We start from the raw sequence: 15483 nt of genomic DNA on the forward strand, positions 1-15483 counted from the left end.
ACGGTCGACGGCGTCGGAGTGGGAGCCTGTGGACGTCTTGGGGACTGCGACAATGGGTGCATGACGTGGTGTGTCCCGTGAGAAGCACCGCGTCAGTTCTCCACCTCGACCTCGACGCGTTCTTCGCGGCCGTGGAGCAGCGCGACAAGCCCTCGCTGCGGGGCAAGCCCGTGATCGTCGGCGGTGTCGGCGGGCGGGGGGTCGTCGCGACGGCGTCGTACGAGGCCCGGACGTACGGCGTGCGCTCGGCCATGTCGACCCGCGAGGCACGCGCCCGCTGCCCCCACGCCGCCTTCCTCACCGGTCGCTTCCACGCCTACCGCGAGACGAGCAGCCAGGTGATGGCAGTGCTCAAGGCAGCTTCTCCGCTCGTCGAGCCGCTCTCGCTCGACGAGGCGTTCGTCGACCTCGCCCAGGCGGGCCTGCCCGACCTCGAGGTCGCCACCGTGGTCGAGTTCGGCGAGCAGCTCCGGGCGCGGGTGGCCGAGGTCACCGGAGGCCTGACCGGGACCGTCGGCATCGGGTCGTCGAAGTTCATCGCCAAGGTGGCCAGTGAGCTCGACAAGCCTGACGGGTTGACGGTCGTGCCGCCCGGCACCGAGAGCGAGCTGCTCCGCCCCATGCAGGTGACCGTCATCCCCGGCGTCGGCCCCGCAACGGCCGAGCGGCTGCGGCGCGCCGGCATCCGCACCATCGCCGAGCTCGAGGCGGTCAGCGAGGACGAGATCGTCCGCCTGCTGGGCAAGGCGCACGGCCACGGGCTCTTCCGGCTTGCGCGTGCCGAGGACGACCGTCCGGTCGTGGCCGACCGGGAGACCAAGTCGGTGAGCTCGGAGGGGACCTACGACACGGACCTCACCGATCGCCGACTGATGGCGGGCCTGCTCGCCCGCCAGGCCACCCACGTCGGCGAACGGCTCCGCAAGCACGGCCTGTCGGGGCGCACCGTGTCCATCAAGGTGCGCCTGCACGACTTCACCACGCTCAGTCGCTCCTCCACGCTGGCCAGTCCCACCGACAGCGGGGCCACCATCGCCCGCGTCGCTCGCGGCCTGCTGGACGATCTCGACACGTCCGGTGGGGTCCGCCTTCTGGGTGTGGGCGTGTCCGGCCTCGCGGACTGGATCCAGGAGGACCTGTTCGGAGAGAGCGAACCGGAGGAGCCCGAGATCGACCTGCCCAGCCCCGAGCCCTCGCAGCGTGCCTACGTCCCTGGCATGGACGTGGTCCACGACGAGATGGGCCCCGGATGGGTGTGGGGCTCGGGCAAGGGTGTCGTCACCGTCCGCTTCGAGACGGCCGACACCCCTCCGGGACCGGTGCGGTCCTACCCCGTCGACGATCCCGCGCTCGGGCCGGCCCCGCGACCGCTCGAGGACTGAACCCGCAGCTCCACGCGCTCGCCGGGGCGCAGCTGGGCGCAGATGGCGAGGTCGTCGGGATCGACGAGACCGATGACCGGATAGCCCCCGGTGACGGGGTGGTCGTGGAGGAACACCACCAGCTGGCCCGACGGCGGCAGCTGGACGGCGCCCAGGACGATCCCCTCGCTCGCCAGCTCCCCCGTGCGCGCGCGATGGAGGGGCGGTCCCTGCAGCCGTAGGCCGACGCGGTTGGAGTCGGCTCCCACGGTGTACGCCGCGTGGTCGAGGTCGCGCCAGGCACTGTCGTTGATCCAGTCGGCCCGGGGGCCCGGCGCGATCCGCAGGTGCCGGCCGGCTGTTCGGCGTACCCCCACGTCCAAGGGCGCCGGCGCGCCCTCAGGCGTGCCGACCGGCAGCCACACCCCGTCCTGCACCCGGGCCGGACCGACCCAGGCGAGGGTGTCGGTGCTCCGCGAGCCCAGCACGGGGCGTACGTCGATGCCACCGGCCACGGCGAGGTAGGACCGCACCCCGGCGCTGGCGTGGCCCAGCTCGACCGTCGCGCCCGCGCGCACCGAGATCGGCTCGGAGTGGGCCATGGCGCGGCCGTCGACGGTGACCTCGCAGGTCGCGCCGGTGACGGCGATCGTCCGCGCGCGGTGCGTCCGGACCGTCAGCCCGGACAGGGTCGTCTCCAGCACCGCAGCGGCACGCCCGTTGCCGACGAGGCGGTTGGCCAGCGCCGCGGCGGGAGCGTCCAACGCGCCGGCCCGCGGCACCCCGAGGTGGGCGTGACCGAAGCGTCCCAGGTCCTGGATCGTGGTCAAAGCGCCGGCGTCGAGCACCTCGAGGCTCACGGGAGCGCCTCGAAGCGGACCCGGGCGCCTGGTGGGAGCAGTGCGGGCTCGTCGCGCGCGAGGTCCCACAGCGGCGCCTCGGTCCGCCCCAGGAGCCGCCAGCCCCCCGGGGAGGCCGTCGGATAGACACCGCACCAGGCGTCGGCCAGCCCCACCGAGCCGGGCTCCACCCGCGGCCGCGGCTGGTCGAGTCTCGGCACCGCCCACTCCGGCGGAAGTCCCGCGAGGTAGGCGAATCCCGGGGCGAACCCGCAGAACGCGGAGGTGAACTCGACCGACGTGTGCCGACGGACGACCTCGGCGGAGGACACCCCCCAGAGGTCGGCCACTGCAGCCAGGTCCGGACCGTCGTAGGCAACAGCGACCACCACCACGCGGCCCCGGGCTGGTGGCGCGTCCGGACGCCACCCGGCGAGGGCATCCGGGAGGTCAGTCACCGCCGTGAGGCCGTCGAACAGCACCGTCGCAGCGCCCGGGACGATCTCGGTCGCCTGGACACCGCGCTCCCGCGCCCACAAGGCGAGGGAGACCGCAGCGCGCGTGTCCGCGACCTCGACGAGCCGGGCGTGGGCACCGACGGGGATGATCCGCTCGATCGTCATGGTCTGCGTCTCACTGCCGGCCCGGTGTCGGGCGAGCGTCGGCGTCCGACCAGCATGTCGTGACCACGAAGCCCGCGGCGCTCAGGGCTCGACGGGCGTCGATAGCGTGCCGCACCGCGTCGGGTGAGTCACCGTGCACACACACCGAGTCCACCGACCCCGCGAGCTCGACGGCCCGAGCAGCGATCGCGGCACTGTCGGTCACCAGGGCACCCGGTTCGGAGCGCGGGACCAGCGTCCCTGCCGGCGTGTAGCCGCGATCGGGGAAGCCTTCGTGGCGCGTCGCCCGCCCGCTGGCAGCGGCCAGGGACAGCAGCGTCGAGCCGGGCATTCCCAGCACCGGGAGCGCCCCCGACCCGGACAGCACGGCCCGCGCCGTGGCTTCGTCGGACGCGGCACGGTGGTAGAGGGCACCGTGCGGCTTGAGGTAGGCCACCGCTCCCCCGGCGGCGCGAGCGACCTCGGTCAGCACGCCGACCTGGTCGGCCACCTGTTCGGCCAGGACCGACGGTGCGACGTCGACCACCACCCGGCCGAAGTTCGCGCGGTCGGCGTAGGAGACCTGGGCCCCCAGCGTCACCGAGCGTTCGATGGCGAGCTCGCAGGCCGCTCGCATCACCGACGGCGTGCCGGCGTGATAGCCGCACGCCACGTTGGCGCTGGTGACCACCTGCAACAGGGCGGGGTCATCGGTGACCTCCTCCCCCAGGTCGGCGTTGAGGTCGACCGCCCTTTGACGCATGGGACCAATCCTCTCAGGGCACGTCTCCGAAGCACCCCTGAGAAGTCCCTGAGAGTTGGCAATAGTTGCAACTTCACGGAACTGCCAGACGTCAGTCAGAGATGAAGGGCTCCACACCGGCCGGGGAATCACCGGGCGGCCCGGGCCGTTGGAGCAGATGTGGCGCACAGGGACAGCGTCACGAGGAGGAGGGCAACGATGACCACCACACAGATCACCAAGAACGCACCGGCTCGCAGCGCAGCCGGCCGTGGGACGCGCGGCGCGACGCGCGAGATCGAGGGGCGCGACAGCGTCGGTCTCTACCTCGACGAGATAGCACGCACCCCGCTGCTCGACGCCGCCCAGGAGGTCGATCTGTCCAAGACGATCGAGGCCGGGCTGCTGGCAGAGAAGCTGCTCGAGCAGGGCCGGGTCGGGCGCAAGCGCGGCGGCGCCCCGAAGAGCGCGAGTCAGGAGGAGCTGGAGTGGCTGGCCGATGAGGGCCGCAAGGCTGTCGACCTCTTCATCTCCGCCAACCTCCGCCTCGTCGTCTCCATCGCCCGCAAGTACGGCCGCTCGCAGATGCCGATGCTCGACCTGATCCAGGAGGGCAACACGGGACTCATCCGGGCCGTCGAGAAGTTCGACTACACCAAGGGCTACAAGTTCTCCACGTATGCCACCTGGTGGGTGCGCCAGGCCATCACGCGTGGCATCGCACAGCAGGCGCGCGTCGTGCGACTGCCGGTCCACGTCGTCGAGGAGCTCAACCAGGTCTCCGGTGCGCGCCGTACCCTCGAGCGCCAGCTGGGCCGCGACCCGGAGCCGCACGAGATCGCGACCGAGCTGGAGATGGATCTCGACCGCGTGCTCGACCTGATGGCGTGGGGGCGCGACCACGTCTCGCTCGACACCCCGGTCGACGAGGACGGCGACACCTCGCTGGGCGATCTGATGGCCCAGGAGACCGCGCCCGGCCCCGACCTGGAGTTCCTCGACGTGGAGGCGCGTCAGCGTCTGGACGACCTGGTGGCACACCTCGACGAGCGTGCCGCCGACATCATCCGGGCCCGCTACGGCCTGACCGACGGACGTCAGCACAAGCTGGCCGACATCGGCGTCAAGCACGGGATCTCGGCCGAGCGCGTGCGTCAGCTCGAGCGGGAGGCGCTGCAGAAGCTGCGTCGCCTCGGTGACCCGGACCTGGCGTCCGGCAGCACTGCCGCCTGAAGCTGGGCCCGAGCCAGACCCGCCTTCACCTTTCACACCCAGGCCCGTCCCGGTCGTCACCGGGGCGGGCCTCTGGGTTCCTGGGGTCAGTACGCGGTCAGTACGCCGCAGCAGTCAGCGCCGCGGCGGCGTCCTGGGCCAGCGAGGTGACGTCGGGCGGGATCGGGGTCGCGGCAGCAGCGCGCTGTTGCCAGAGCTGGACTGCCACGACGCGAGCCGCGGCCTCCTCGGCCCGCTCACGGGAGACCTCGCCCTCGTCGATCGCCTTGGTGACGACGCGGTGGGTCTCGACCGTGTCGACCGGCATCAGCAGCAGGTCGGCACCGGCGTTGAGAGCTGTCACTGCCGGCTTGAAGCTCGATGCGACGGCGCCCATGCCGAGGGAGTCTGTGATCGCCACACCCTCGAAGCCGAGGTCCTCGCGGAGCAGCTCGTAGACCTCGGGCGCCAGGCTGGACGGCACCCCGGGCGCGATGGCCGTCAGGTCGAGGTGGGCCAGCATGACCGCCGGTGCGTGCGTGGCGATGGCTGCCTCGAAGGGCGGCAGGTCCTGCTCCTGGAGCTGCGCGAGTGGTGAGTCGAGCCTGGGCAAGGTGTCGTGGCTGTCGCTGGTGGCGCCACCGTGTCCGGGGAAGTGCTTGACGGTGGAGACCACGCCGGCCGCGTCGAAGCCGCGCACGGCGGCAGCGGTCGCCTCGGCGGCAATGGCCGGGTCCTCGCTGGCGGACCTGGTCCCGATGGTCGGGTCGGCCGCACCGATCGTCACGTCGGCCACCGGTGCGAAGACCCAGGTGAAGCCGAGGTCGCGCAGCTCGAGACCCGTGGCGTAGGACGCCTGGCTCACCACTTTGCGCCCCTCGGCTCCCTGGGACTCGATCGCAGCACCGGCAGCGTCGAAGGCGGGGAACTCGGTCGCGATCCCGCGCAGGTGGGACACGTAGCCCCCCTCCTGGTCGACGCCGAGCACCGGCGGGAAGTCGCGTCCGTCGTCCAGGGAGGCCTGCGTCAGCGCGGCCGTCATCGCCCGCACCTGGGCCTCGTCGACCACGTTGCCGTTGGTGATCGAGATCCCGGCGAGATGGTGCTTGCGCAGCATGGCCGCCACCTCCGCGGGGTCGCTGCCCAGATAGCGGCCGACGATGACCTGACCGGCGAGCTGCTCGCTGGACATCGCAGCGACGATCTCCTGGGCCTGCTCGAGCTCACCCACGGTCGGGCCCCAGCCCAGGGGCGTGCTCGGGTCGACGGGCGTCTCGCTGGCTGTGGGTTCACTGGTCGTGGACCCGGTGCTCCCGGGCTCGGCCGACGTGACCTTCGACGAGTCCTGCTGCGGCGTACACCCGGCGAAGACGCACGCCAGGACGCTGAGGGCCGCGGCCGCTCGATGGGTTGCTCGCACGGCGGGAGGCTACCGTCGGTCCGGGCGAGGGCCGAAACCCTGCTCGCCAGCGAGGGCCCGGAGCTCGACGAACACCGCCACCACCCGGTCGCGCAGCTCGTCGAGTGATCCCACGTTGGGGATGACGTGGGTGGCGATGGAGAGGCGATCCTCCCGCGACGCCTGGGCGGCGATCCTCGCCTCGGCGTCCTCGAGGCTCCAGCCGCGGACGGAGACCAACCGCGCGACCTGCACGTCCCGCGGGCAGTCGACGACGATCACGGCGTCAAAGGTGTGGGCGCGATCGCCCTCGGCCAGCAACGGGATGTCGTGGACGACGACCGATCCCTCCGCGGCGTCGGCCTCGAGCGCCGCCATCCGCTCGTGGACGAGAGGGTGCACGATCGCCTCGAGGCGCTTGCGCGCCCCGGCGTCGCCGAACACCAGCTTGCCCATGGCCGCCCGGTCGAGCTCGCCGTCGGCGGCCAGCAGGGATGATCCGAACGCCTCCACGACAGCTGCCAGGCCGGGGCTCCCTCCTGCCACGACCTCGCGCGCGAGCGCGTCGGCGTCGATGACCACGGCACCCACCTCCGCCAGCATCCCTGAGACGGTGCTCTTGCCCGACGCGACTCCCCCCGTCAGTCCCACTCGCAGTGTCATGACGGCTCCCCCAGCCCTGCCTTGCGGGCATAGACCGCCGCCTGCTCGTCGGGGTCCAGCTCGCCGGTGAGCAGCCGCTCGGTGGTCCAGTGGTCGACCGAGCGCCCCGTAAGTGCGACGAACTCCGCCAGCTCGGGCTCCAACGCCTTCGCCAGGACCATCAGGTCCTCCCCTGTCGGTGCGGTGCCCGTGATCTGGGGCGATCCCGCCATCAGCTTCTTCAGCGGCGGGTAGGGCTTGAACCTGCCGACGTCGATGTGCCGGGTGACGGTGTCGAGGGTCTTGGCGGGTTCGGAGAGCAGCTCGGCGAAATCGAGGAACAGCCACTGCTCACGGGGGAAGAGGCTCAGCCCGTGCCGGACCTGCCCGCCGTAGTAGCCGCGGATCACCCCGGAGGCGCGCATGAACCTCGCTCGCCCACCAGGCCCCTCGAACTGCGACGGCAGCTCGGTCGGGAAGTCGTCGGGGCGCCACTGGATCATCTCCGGCCAGTCCGGCGCGCGGTCGGGCTGCCGGTCGCGCACCATCACCCACTGGCTGACCAGCCGGTCGATGGGGTCTCGGAAGATCGCGATCAGGCGCAGGTCGGGACGACGTGCGTGCATGCGGTCGAGCGCACCCGGCATCAACAGGTAGCGCGGGGTCGCGTCACCGAGGGCGCGATGGATCGGCTGCGCGTGCTTGATGCCGTACGCCGAGTGGTCGACCGTTCGCCAGCTCGCGTCATCGACATCGAACCAGCCCATCTCCTTGCGCGGGGGCCGCGCCACCTCGGGGTGCTGGTTGAGCATCCACTGCAACGTCGAGGTGCCGGCCTTCTGGACGCCGACGATGGAGAAGGTGAACGCCAGGAAGGCCACGGCGTCAGCCTTGCCCGTTGCGCTGCCCGGTCATCGGCCCGGTCATCGGCTCAGTCATCGGCTCGGTCAGGTGCTCGGTCAGGTGCTCGGCGGCGGCGAGCAGGATGCAGTCGGCCACGGCGTCCATGGCGACGGTCACCTCGTCCAGCGGGGGCATGGTGGGCGCCAGCCGGATGTTCGAGTCGTCGGGGTCGTTCCCGTGCGGGAACGACGCGCCGGCCGGCGTCAGGGCGACACCGGCCTCCTTGGCTAGCGCGACCACCCGGGACGCCGTGCCCGGGAGCACGTCGAGGTTGACGAAGTAACCGCCTGCGGGGTTGTTCCAGGTCGCCACCTCGCGACCGCCGAGCCGGTCCGACAGCACCCGGTCGACCTCGCCGAACTTCGGCGCGATGATCTCGCGGTGCCTGGCCATGTGGTCACGCACACCCTGGGCCGAGCCGAAGAACTGCACGTGGCGCAGGTGGTTGACCTTGTCCGGACCGATCGAGCCGTTGCCGAGGTGGCTGAGGTACCACCGGATGTTGCCCTCGGAGGCAGCAAGGAAGGCGACGCCGGCACCGGCGAAGGTGATCTTGGAGGTCGAGGCGAACATGATCGGGCGGTCGGGGTGGCCCGAGGCAGCGGCCAGGGTGAGGATGTCGGCGCTCTTGGCCTCCTCCTCGGTGAGGTGGTGCAGGGCGTAGGCGTTGTCCCAGAAGATCTTGAAGTCGCGAGCGGCGGTCTCCATCGAGGCGAGGCGCGCCGCCACCTCCTGGCTGCAGACCGACCCGGCCGGGTTGGCGTAGGTGGGGACGACCCACATGCCCTTGATGGAACGGTCGTTCTTCACGAGCGCGGCCGTCGCCTCCGCGTCCGGACCGTCGTCGTTCATCGGCACCGTGATCATCTCGATGCCCAGCGACTCCAGCAGCGTGAAGTGGCGGTCGTACCCCGGCACCGGGCAGATGAACTTGATGGTGTCTTCCTTGATCCAGGCGCGGTCGCTGTCGCGCGCGCCGTGGAGCAGCATGAAGGTCAGGACGTCGCGCATGATCGTCAGGCTCGAGTTGCCGCCGGCGACGACCTGCTCCGGCTCGACCCACAGCAGCTCGGCGAACATCGCGCGCAGCTCCGCCAGGCCGGTCAGGCCGCCGTAGTTGCGCACGTCGGTTCCGGTCGAGTCCTTCGTGCCTCGCGGGAGGTTGAGCAGCTCGTCGGACAGGTCGAGCTGGGCCGCCGACGGCTTGCCACGGGTCAGGTCGAGCTTGAGCCCACGGCCCTTGAGCTCGGCGTACGCCGCCTGCTGCTCCTCGAGCAGGGCGGACAGGTCGTCTCGGGACAGGGCAGAGAGCGGCTGATGCGTCACCGGGCAAGGCTACCGAGACTCCCGTCACGGGCCCGCACGGGTTCGAGGGCTGGCCCCGGCGGGTCGGTCTGGTGAGGTCAGGCGGTCTGGCCGAAGGTACGGCGATATTCCACCGGACTCACCCCGCGGGAGCGGCCGAAGTGGTGGCGCAGCGTGGCTGCGTTGCCGAACCCGACCTCGCCGGCGATCCAGTCGATCGAGTGGTCCGTCTGCTCCAGCAGCTCCTCGGCGGCCTGCACACGTTGGGCCAGCACCCAGCTGTACGGCGTCGTGCCGGTCTCGTCCTTGAAGCGGCGCGCGAACGTCCTGGGCGACATGTGCATGTGCCGGGCCAGGGCCTCGACGGTGAGCTCCTCGGCGAGGTTGCCGGAGATCCAGGCCAGCAGCGGTGCCAGCGCCTCCGACTCGCAGACCGGGACGGGTCGCACGATGAACTGGGCCTGCCCACCGTCGCGATGGGGCGGGACCACGATCCGCCTGGCAGCGGACGCGGCCACGCGTGCACCGAACTGCTGCCTCATCAGGTGCAGTGCGGCATCGAGTCCGGCCGCCGATCCGGCGCCGGTGACGATGTTGCCCTCCTGGACGTAGAGGACGTTGCCGTCCACCTGCGCCTGGGGGTGACGTGCCGCGAGCTCGTCGACGTGTCGCCAGTGCGTGGTGCACCGCTTGCCGTCCAGCAGGCCGGCCTCGCCCAGCACGAAGGCGGCTGTGCAGTGCGCGAACACGAAGGCGCCCCGCGCATCGGCGGCCCGGACGAGCTCCACCACCTCCGGTGAGGGATCGAGGTAGCCGCGCTTGGGAATCACGCAGATCAGGTCAGCGTCGGCGGCGGCCTCGAGCCCGAGCTCGACGTGCAGGTCGTAGACGCTCCCCCGCACGCGCCCGGGCCGCGGGGTGGTCACGACGAAGTCGAAGACGGGGTTGTCGTCCTCGGGGTGGTAGGGCTCAGCCCACACCTCGCACATGGCACCCAGCCCGAAGGGTTCGGCGCCGTCCTGGACCACCACTGCGACTTTGTGCATGGTGGACAGCCTGCCGCATCGTTGGCAGTAAATCAACTACCACTGTCATTCCTGCCACTGGTGGCAGCAATCCTTTGAGCGCAGACTTACTGCCATGACCACCACACTCATCATCCTGATCACCGCCGCCTTCATCGGACTGCTCATCAACTACGCCCGGCACGACCACTTCGCGGGCGCCGCGTGGCGTGCCGACGACCACGACGAGCTGGGTCCGGTGGACAGCCGCCGGCACCTGGTGCCTCGCCACTGCTGATCGGAGTGCCCAGGGGCGCGTTCGTCAGCTGTCCGCGAGGACCACGACCCGGTCACCCGGCTGCACGTCGAACGTGCGGGACTTGGCAGGGTTGACCACCACCCCGAAGCCGGCGTCGTCGCCGGCGAGGGTGCCCGACTTGTAGCCCAGGGCGGTCTCGCCCCGGGCGGCCGCACCGGCGACGACGGTGGCGTAGCTGACCTCGCGACCCGACTGGACGTACCACTCGGCCGGGCGCAGGTAGATCTCGCTCCCGTCGTTGCCGAGGAGCTGGCCGAAGACCGCCTCGAGGCGGCGGTCCTCCGAGAGCTGGGTGACCAGCAGGCTGACGATCTCGCCGCTCACCACGACGTCGTCGATGTGTGCGACCTGGGCCAGCACCCGGTTGCGGTCGTCCATCATCTCGCTGACGACCGGGGTGGCAGAGTCGAGGCGTCCGAGGATGTCGCGCACGTGCAACAAGGTGACCAGGGTCCGGGCATCGGCGGCCTGGACCCCCAGGTGGTCGGAGTAGCAGAGCACGATCACCTGGTCCAGGCCCGCGACCACGTAGGACTCCAAGGTGCGTCGATCGGTGGTCGATGCCGCCACCACGGTCACGGCAAGGTTGTCGAGGTTGGGCACGCTGGGTGTGCCGAACGACGTCACCACCGTGAGCGAGGAGCCCGGAGCGGCGTAGTGATCGAGCTCCCGCAGGATGATCGGCGCCCGCTCGTTCCACCCGATCAGGACAGCGTCGGTGGCACTTTCCTCGGCTCCGACGACCGTGCCGAGCCCGTCGAGGTCCGGAAGGGTCTCGGCGCGCGTCTCCTGCTCGAGACCTGCGTCGTCCTCGGCCACCACGACGAGGGTGCGGTTGCCGACGACGGTGTCGCCCGCCGGGTTCAGCGTGGGCACGCCATCCTCGATCAGGCCGATGACCGAGGCCTTCTCGAAGGCGAGCAGCGCGTCGGCGTACGTCAGGGCCCCGAGCCCGTGACGCTCGAGGAAGTAGATCTCGTCCCCGTCGTAGTCGAAGAGCTCGGTGTAGACGGCCGCAGCTCCGGACTGGCGCGATGTCTGGACGACGAGCTTCGCGACGGTCTCGCGGATGTCGAGGAGCACCGTGCGGTCGGCCCCCACGAGGCGGGCGGCCTCGAGGTTGGTGGGGTTGCGGATCTCCGCGACGATGTTGGGGCCGGCCTCGCCGCCGTGGGTCAGGGCCAGCAGGGTCTTGATGACCTCGCTGTCGGGGTCCTCGGACTCGGGCGCGAGCAGGATCACGGAGCGAGCCGACATGTGGCTGCTCAACGCGAGGTCGTCGATGTCCATGGGCGAGCCGGAGCGGCAGATCACCCGCGTCCCTCGCAGCTCGGGCACCTTGACCTTGACCTCGTCCTCCATCTCGACCTTGTCGCGGTCGGCGAGGATCACGATGACCGGCTTGTGCCGACTCTCGTTGGCCAGCGTCAGCTCGCGGATGATCGTGTAGATCGAGTCGGACCACCCCAGGATCACCGTGTGGTCCCGCTCGAGGACGATCGAGCGACCGCGGCGAAGGTCCGCCAGCTTGGTGTCGATACCGCTCGCAATGACGCCGATGAGGGCGCTGACGATGAACAGCCCCGCCACGGTGAGGGCCAGCATGGTCAGCACGAAGCGCCAGGAGCTCGGGTCGTCCCCGCCGATCGTGCCGGGGTCGAGGGCGTGCAGCAGGCTGTAGAAGAGCTCGTGGAGGAAGCCGTCCGGGACACCCTCGGCGTCGGGGCGCAGGTCGAGCAACGTCACGAACAACGAGAACAACACGATCAGCACCAGCGTCGCGGCGCTCAGCCAGGCGATGAGCGCCGGCGTCCCGCGCGACATGCTGTTGTCGAACCGGTAGCGGAGCTTGTCCCCCAGCCGTGAGCCCGCCGTCGTGGCCGTGCGTGGCCCCGAACCGTCGCGTGCCATCGCCTTCGCCGTACGCATGCGCATCTGCTGGCCTGTGCGCGCCATGTCGCTCCCTCATCCGTGCCGGTCCGCCCGACCCGTGAATCGTGACGCACCGCAGCGTTCTGCGTGAGGTGTTTGGCGAGACCGGCACTCGAGATCAGCGGATGCGGATCGCCACCACCTTGCTGATCAACCCCGAGGAGTCCCGGAGTCGGAGCACGGTGCGCGAGCGATGGGTGAACCTCTTGGTCACGAGGGTGTGACGGGACCCGGACACCTTCCGCCACGTCAACCAGGAGCCCGATAGACGCGCCTGGATCTCGACCGGACCGCCGCTGACGTGGCGCCAGCGCAGGCGTACGACACCGTCGGGCAGCAGGGTGGCGCGCAGGCGTGGCCGCGACGAGTCCGGAGCGAGCGGCAGGTGGGGCGCCACCGGCAGGGCCGTGGGAGGCACCGACGGGCCGGGCAGCTGGCCCGCAGGTTCGGCCGGGGAGGGCATGCTCAGCTCGAGCTCGTTGGACCGCACGTCCTCCGCCGCGAGGTGGACGCCCTTGGCCGGCTGCAACCGGAACGCATAGCGGTGGGACGGCGACAGGCCCTCGACGGTGGTGGCGGTGCCGAGGACGGGGTCGGCAAACCTGGCATATGCCGATCCTTCTGTGACGTCGCGCCACCACACGAACTGCCGGTCCGCTCCCCGGTTGTCCGCCCACTCCAGGCGCACCGAGTCCTGACCGGTGTGGCCGACGAGCGTCGGCACCAGGCGCGGGCCGAGCGGCAGCTCGGGCGCGACCCCGGGCGCCCCCGAGCCGACGCCGATGTCAGCAAGGGCATCGAGGACGGCGAAGGCCAGGGACTGCTCGCCGCGGGAGCTCGGGTGCGCGAGGCCGTAGGTGTGCAGCCCCTTGGTGTAGTCCCGGTCGGCGTCGACCAGGACCGTGCGCGTGCTGGTGGTGTCGGCTCGCCCGGCGAAGTCCGCCAAGAGCTCGTTGAACTCCGGCACCCCGGGGAACCAGGTCGCAGGGACCTCCGAGACGAGCACGTGGACGTCGGGATCGACCGAGCGGATCTCCTCGGTCATCGTCGCCACCCGGCCCACGACTGTCTCGGGCGGGTGTTCTTGCCATACGAGGTCGTTCACGCCCAGCATCTCGATCACCACGTCCGGCTGATGTCGCGCCACCAGCTCGCCGACGTCGAAAGCCGGAGCGGACGCCGCCATGCCCCAGGCCGCTGCATGTTCGCGGTCGAAGGCGGGGTCGACGTAGTCCACCGAGCCGGGGAAGAGGTCATCCTCGGGACCGACCAGGTCGAAGCGCACGCCCTGTGCCGTGAGCTGCTCAGCCAGGCGGTAGCGCCACGTCCAGTCGCCCGTCGTTCCGTGCGTGACCGAGTCGCCCAGCAGCAGGATGCGGACGGGCTCAGGAGGCTCCGCGGCTGCACGGACAGTCAGGCCGCATCCCAGCAGCAACGCGGTGAAGCTCGCCATCGCTCGACGTCCCCTGGTGGGCAACACCAGGCCAGCATAGGTGCACGCGCCGTGAGGCGGCGCAAAACCGAACGGCCCACCGGAGGACCGGTGGGCCGTTCGATGAACTGGAGGGTCAGACCGTCAGGCCTGTCCGCCCGTCAGCTTCTCGCGAAGCGCCTGGAGCGCCTCGTCGGACGCGAGCGAACCGCTGCTGCTGGTCGTCTCGTCGTCGGCCGCGGCCTCGCCGCTGCCGGTGCTGCTGTCCGAGGAGTACGAGGTGGCCTCGCTGGCCTCGACCTCGGCAACCTTCGCCTCGGCCTGCTGCTTGACGTGGGCCTCCCAGCGCTCGTGCGCCTTGGCGTACTGCTCTTCCCAGACCGCGCGCTGGTCGTCGAAGCCCTCGAGCCACTCACCGGTCTCGGGGTCGAAGCCCTCCGGGTAGATGTAGTTGCCCTGGTCGTCGTACGTCGCAGCCATGCCGTACAGGGTCGGGTCGAAGTCCTCGACCTCGGCCGCAGCAGCGGTCTCGTTGGCCTGCTTGAGCGACAGCGAGATCCGACGACGCTCGAGGTCGATGTCGATGATCTTGACCATGACGTCGTCGTTGACCTGGACGACCTGCTCTGGGATCTCCACGTGACGCTCGGCGAGCTCGGAGATGTGCACCAGGCCCTCGATGCCCTCCTCGACACGGACGAACGAACCGAAGGGCACCAGCTTGGTGACCTTGCCGGGAACGATCTGGCCGATCTGGTGGGTCCGGGCGAAGTGCTGCCACGGGTCTTCCTGCGTCGCCTTGAGCGAGAGCGACACGCGCTCGCGCTCCATGTCGACGTCGAGCACCTCGACGGTGACCTCGTCGCCGACGGTGACGACCTCCGAGGGGTGGTCGATGTGCTTCCACGACAGCTCGGAGACGTGGACGAGACCGTCGACGCCGCCGAGGTCCACGAACGCACCGAAGTTGACGATGGAGGAGACGACACCCTTGCGGATCTGACCCTTCTGGAGCTGGGTCAGGAAGCCGTGGCGAACCTCGGACTGGGTCTGCTCGAGCCAGGCCCGGCGCGAGAGGACCACGTTGTTGCGGTTCTTGTCGAGCTCGATGATCTTGGCCTCGAGGACCTGACCGACGTAGGGCTGCAGGTCGCGGACGCGACGCATCTCCACCAGCGAGGCGGGCAGGAAGCCGCGCAGACCGATGTCGAGGATGAGCCCACCCTTGACGACCTCGATGACGGTGCCCTCGACGACGCCGTCCTCTTCCTTGACCTGCTCGATGGTGCCCCAGGCGCGCTCGTACTGTGCGCGCTTCTTGGACAGGATCAGCCGGCCTTCCTTGTCCTCCTTCTGGAGAACGAGGGCCTCGACCTTGTCACCCACGGAAACGACCTCTGAGGGGTCGACGTCGTGCTTGATCGAGAGCTCGCGGGACGGGATGACACCTTCGGTCTTGTAACCGATGTCGAGCAGGACCTCGTCGCGGTCGACCTTGACGATGGTGCCTTCGACGATGTCGCCGTCGTTGAAGTACTTGATGGTCGCGTCAATGGCCGCGAGGAAGTCCTCTTCAGAACCGATGTCGTTGATCGCGACCTGAGGCGCGTCGTAGTCCTGAAGATGAGAGAGGGTGCTCGTCATAAGGGAAGTGATTCCTTGGATGGATAGAAGTTGTGCGGACGCGCAAGAGACCATGTTTCGCCATCGATGATCGAGGGCGAGCGAGCGTCCGCTCCGTATGGAACCCAGGCAGACCTCTGGCGCACCCTGAAGAGTACGCGTGCGCTG

At 70.2% G+C, this 15483-nt stretch carries 14 protein-coding genes; 3 read left to right on the top strand and 11 right to left on the bottom strand.

The window, feature by feature from the left end; genetic code table 11:
* Positions 1-77: 77 nt before the first annotated feature.
* Positions 78-1382, top strand: a complete 1305-nt coding sequence (locus VNJ48_RS11560; protein ID WP_325602203.1) for a DNA polymerase IV — start codon at positions 78-80, stop codon at positions 1380-1382.
* Here the strand turns inward: VNJ48_RS11560 and VNJ48_RS11565 are convergent.
* Genes VNJ48_RS11565 through VNJ48_RS11575 form a run of 3 tightly spaced genes read right to left on the bottom strand, consistent with a single transcriptional unit; the run spans position 1328 to position 3565 of the window.
* Entirely contained in the window at positions 1328-2221 is an 894-nt protein-coding gene (locus VNJ48_RS11565) for a biotin-dependent carboxyltransferase family protein (protein ID WP_325602205.1), read from the bottom strand. The genes VNJ48_RS11560 and VNJ48_RS11565 overlap by 55 nt on opposite strands.
* The gene (locus VNJ48_RS11570; protein ID WP_325602207.1) at positions 2218-2823 is read right to left on the bottom strand and encodes an allophanate hydrolase subunit 1; all 606 of its coding nucleotides are present in this window, start codon (positions 2821-2823) and stop codon (positions 2218-2220) included. Before VNJ48_RS11570 ends, VNJ48_RS11565 begins: the two co-directional genes overlap by 4 nt.
* A 10-nt stretch (positions 2824-2833) precedes the next feature.
* Positions 2834-3565, bottom strand: a complete 732-nt coding sequence (locus tag VNJ48_RS11575; protein ID WP_325602209.1) for a 5-oxoprolinase subunit PxpA — start codon at positions 3563-3565, stop codon at positions 2834-2836.
* A 198-nt stretch (positions 3566-3763) separates the two neighbouring features.
* Here VNJ48_RS11575 and VNJ48_RS11580 point away from each other — a divergent pair, with 198 nt between their 5' ends.
* A complete protein-coding gene (locus tag VNJ48_RS11580; RefSeq protein ID WP_325602211.1) occupies positions 3764-4777 on the top strand; it encodes a sigma-70 family RNA polymerase sigma factor in 1014 nt (337 codons plus the stop codon).
* 97 nt (positions 4778-4874) lie between these two features.
* Here the strand turns inward: VNJ48_RS11580 and VNJ48_RS11585 are convergent, their stop codons facing one another.
* The 5 genes from VNJ48_RS11585 to VNJ48_RS11605 form a co-directional block, all read right to left on the bottom strand.
* On the bottom strand, positions 4875-6176 hold the full coding sequence (locus tag VNJ48_RS11585) for a glycoside hydrolase family 3 N-terminal domain-containing protein (protein ID WP_325602213.1): 1302 nt from the start codon (positions 6174-6176) through the stop codon (positions 4875-4877).
* 9 nt (positions 6177-6185) lie between these two features.
* Complete coding sequence (gene coaE / locus VNJ48_RS11590; RefSeq protein WP_325602215.1) at positions 6186-6818, bottom strand: dephospho-CoA kinase; 633 nt, start codon at positions 6816-6818, stop codon at positions 6186-6188.
* The gene (locus VNJ48_RS11595; protein WP_325602217.1) at positions 6815-7678 is read right to left on the bottom strand and encodes a sulfotransferase family protein; all 864 of its coding nucleotides are present in this window, start codon (positions 7676-7678) and stop codon (positions 6815-6817) included. The genes coaE and VNJ48_RS11595 overlap by 4 nt, the downstream gene beginning before the upstream one ends.
* 4 nt (positions 7679-7682) lie before the next feature.
* Positions 7683-9026, bottom strand: coding sequence for an aminotransferase class I/II-fold pyridoxal phosphate-dependent enzyme (locus VNJ48_RS11600; protein ID WP_325602219.1), 1344 nt, complete (start codon positions 9024-9026; stop codon positions 7683-7685).
* A gap of 77 nt (positions 9027-9103) precedes the next feature.
* A complete protein-coding gene (locus VNJ48_RS11605) occupies positions 9104-10051 on the bottom strand; it encodes a GlxA family transcriptional regulator (protein ID WP_325602220.1) in 948 nt (315 codons plus the stop codon).
* A gap of 94 nt (positions 10052-10145) precedes the next feature.
* On the opposite strand from VNJ48_RS11605, the gene VNJ48_RS11610 reads away from it, so the two are divergent.
* Complete coding sequence (locus tag VNJ48_RS11610) at positions 10146-10307, top strand: hypothetical protein (RefSeq protein WP_325602222.1); 162 nt, start codon at positions 10146-10148, stop codon at positions 10305-10307.
* 24 nt (positions 10308-10331) lie between these two features.
* Here VNJ48_RS11610 and VNJ48_RS11615 read toward each other — a convergent pair whose 3' ends face one another.
* The 3 genes from VNJ48_RS11615 to rpsA form a co-directional block, all read right to left on the bottom strand.
* Positions 10332-12284: a CASTOR/POLLUX-related putative ion channel gene (locus tag VNJ48_RS11615; protein ID WP_325602224.1), complete on the bottom strand. Its 1953-nt coding sequence runs from the start codon at positions 12282-12284 to the stop codon at positions 10332-10334.
* A 94-nt stretch (positions 12285-12378) separates the two neighbouring features.
* A complete protein-coding gene (locus VNJ48_RS11620; RefSeq protein ID WP_325602225.1) occupies positions 12379-13740 on the bottom strand; it encodes a GDSL-type esterase/lipase family protein in 1362 nt (453 codons plus the stop codon).
* Between the two features lie 96 nt (positions 13741-13836).
* Entirely contained in the window at positions 13837-15336 is a 1500-nt protein-coding gene (gene rpsA, locus VNJ48_RS11625) for a 30S ribosomal protein S1 (RefSeq protein ID WP_325602226.1), read from the bottom strand.
* Positions 15337-15483 lie beyond the last annotated feature (147 nt).

Origin of the sequence: Nocardioides sp. (assembly GCF_035576065.1) — a bacterium.
Lineage (GTDB): Bacteria > Actinomycetota > Actinomycetes > Propionibacteriales > Nocardioidaceae > Nocardioides.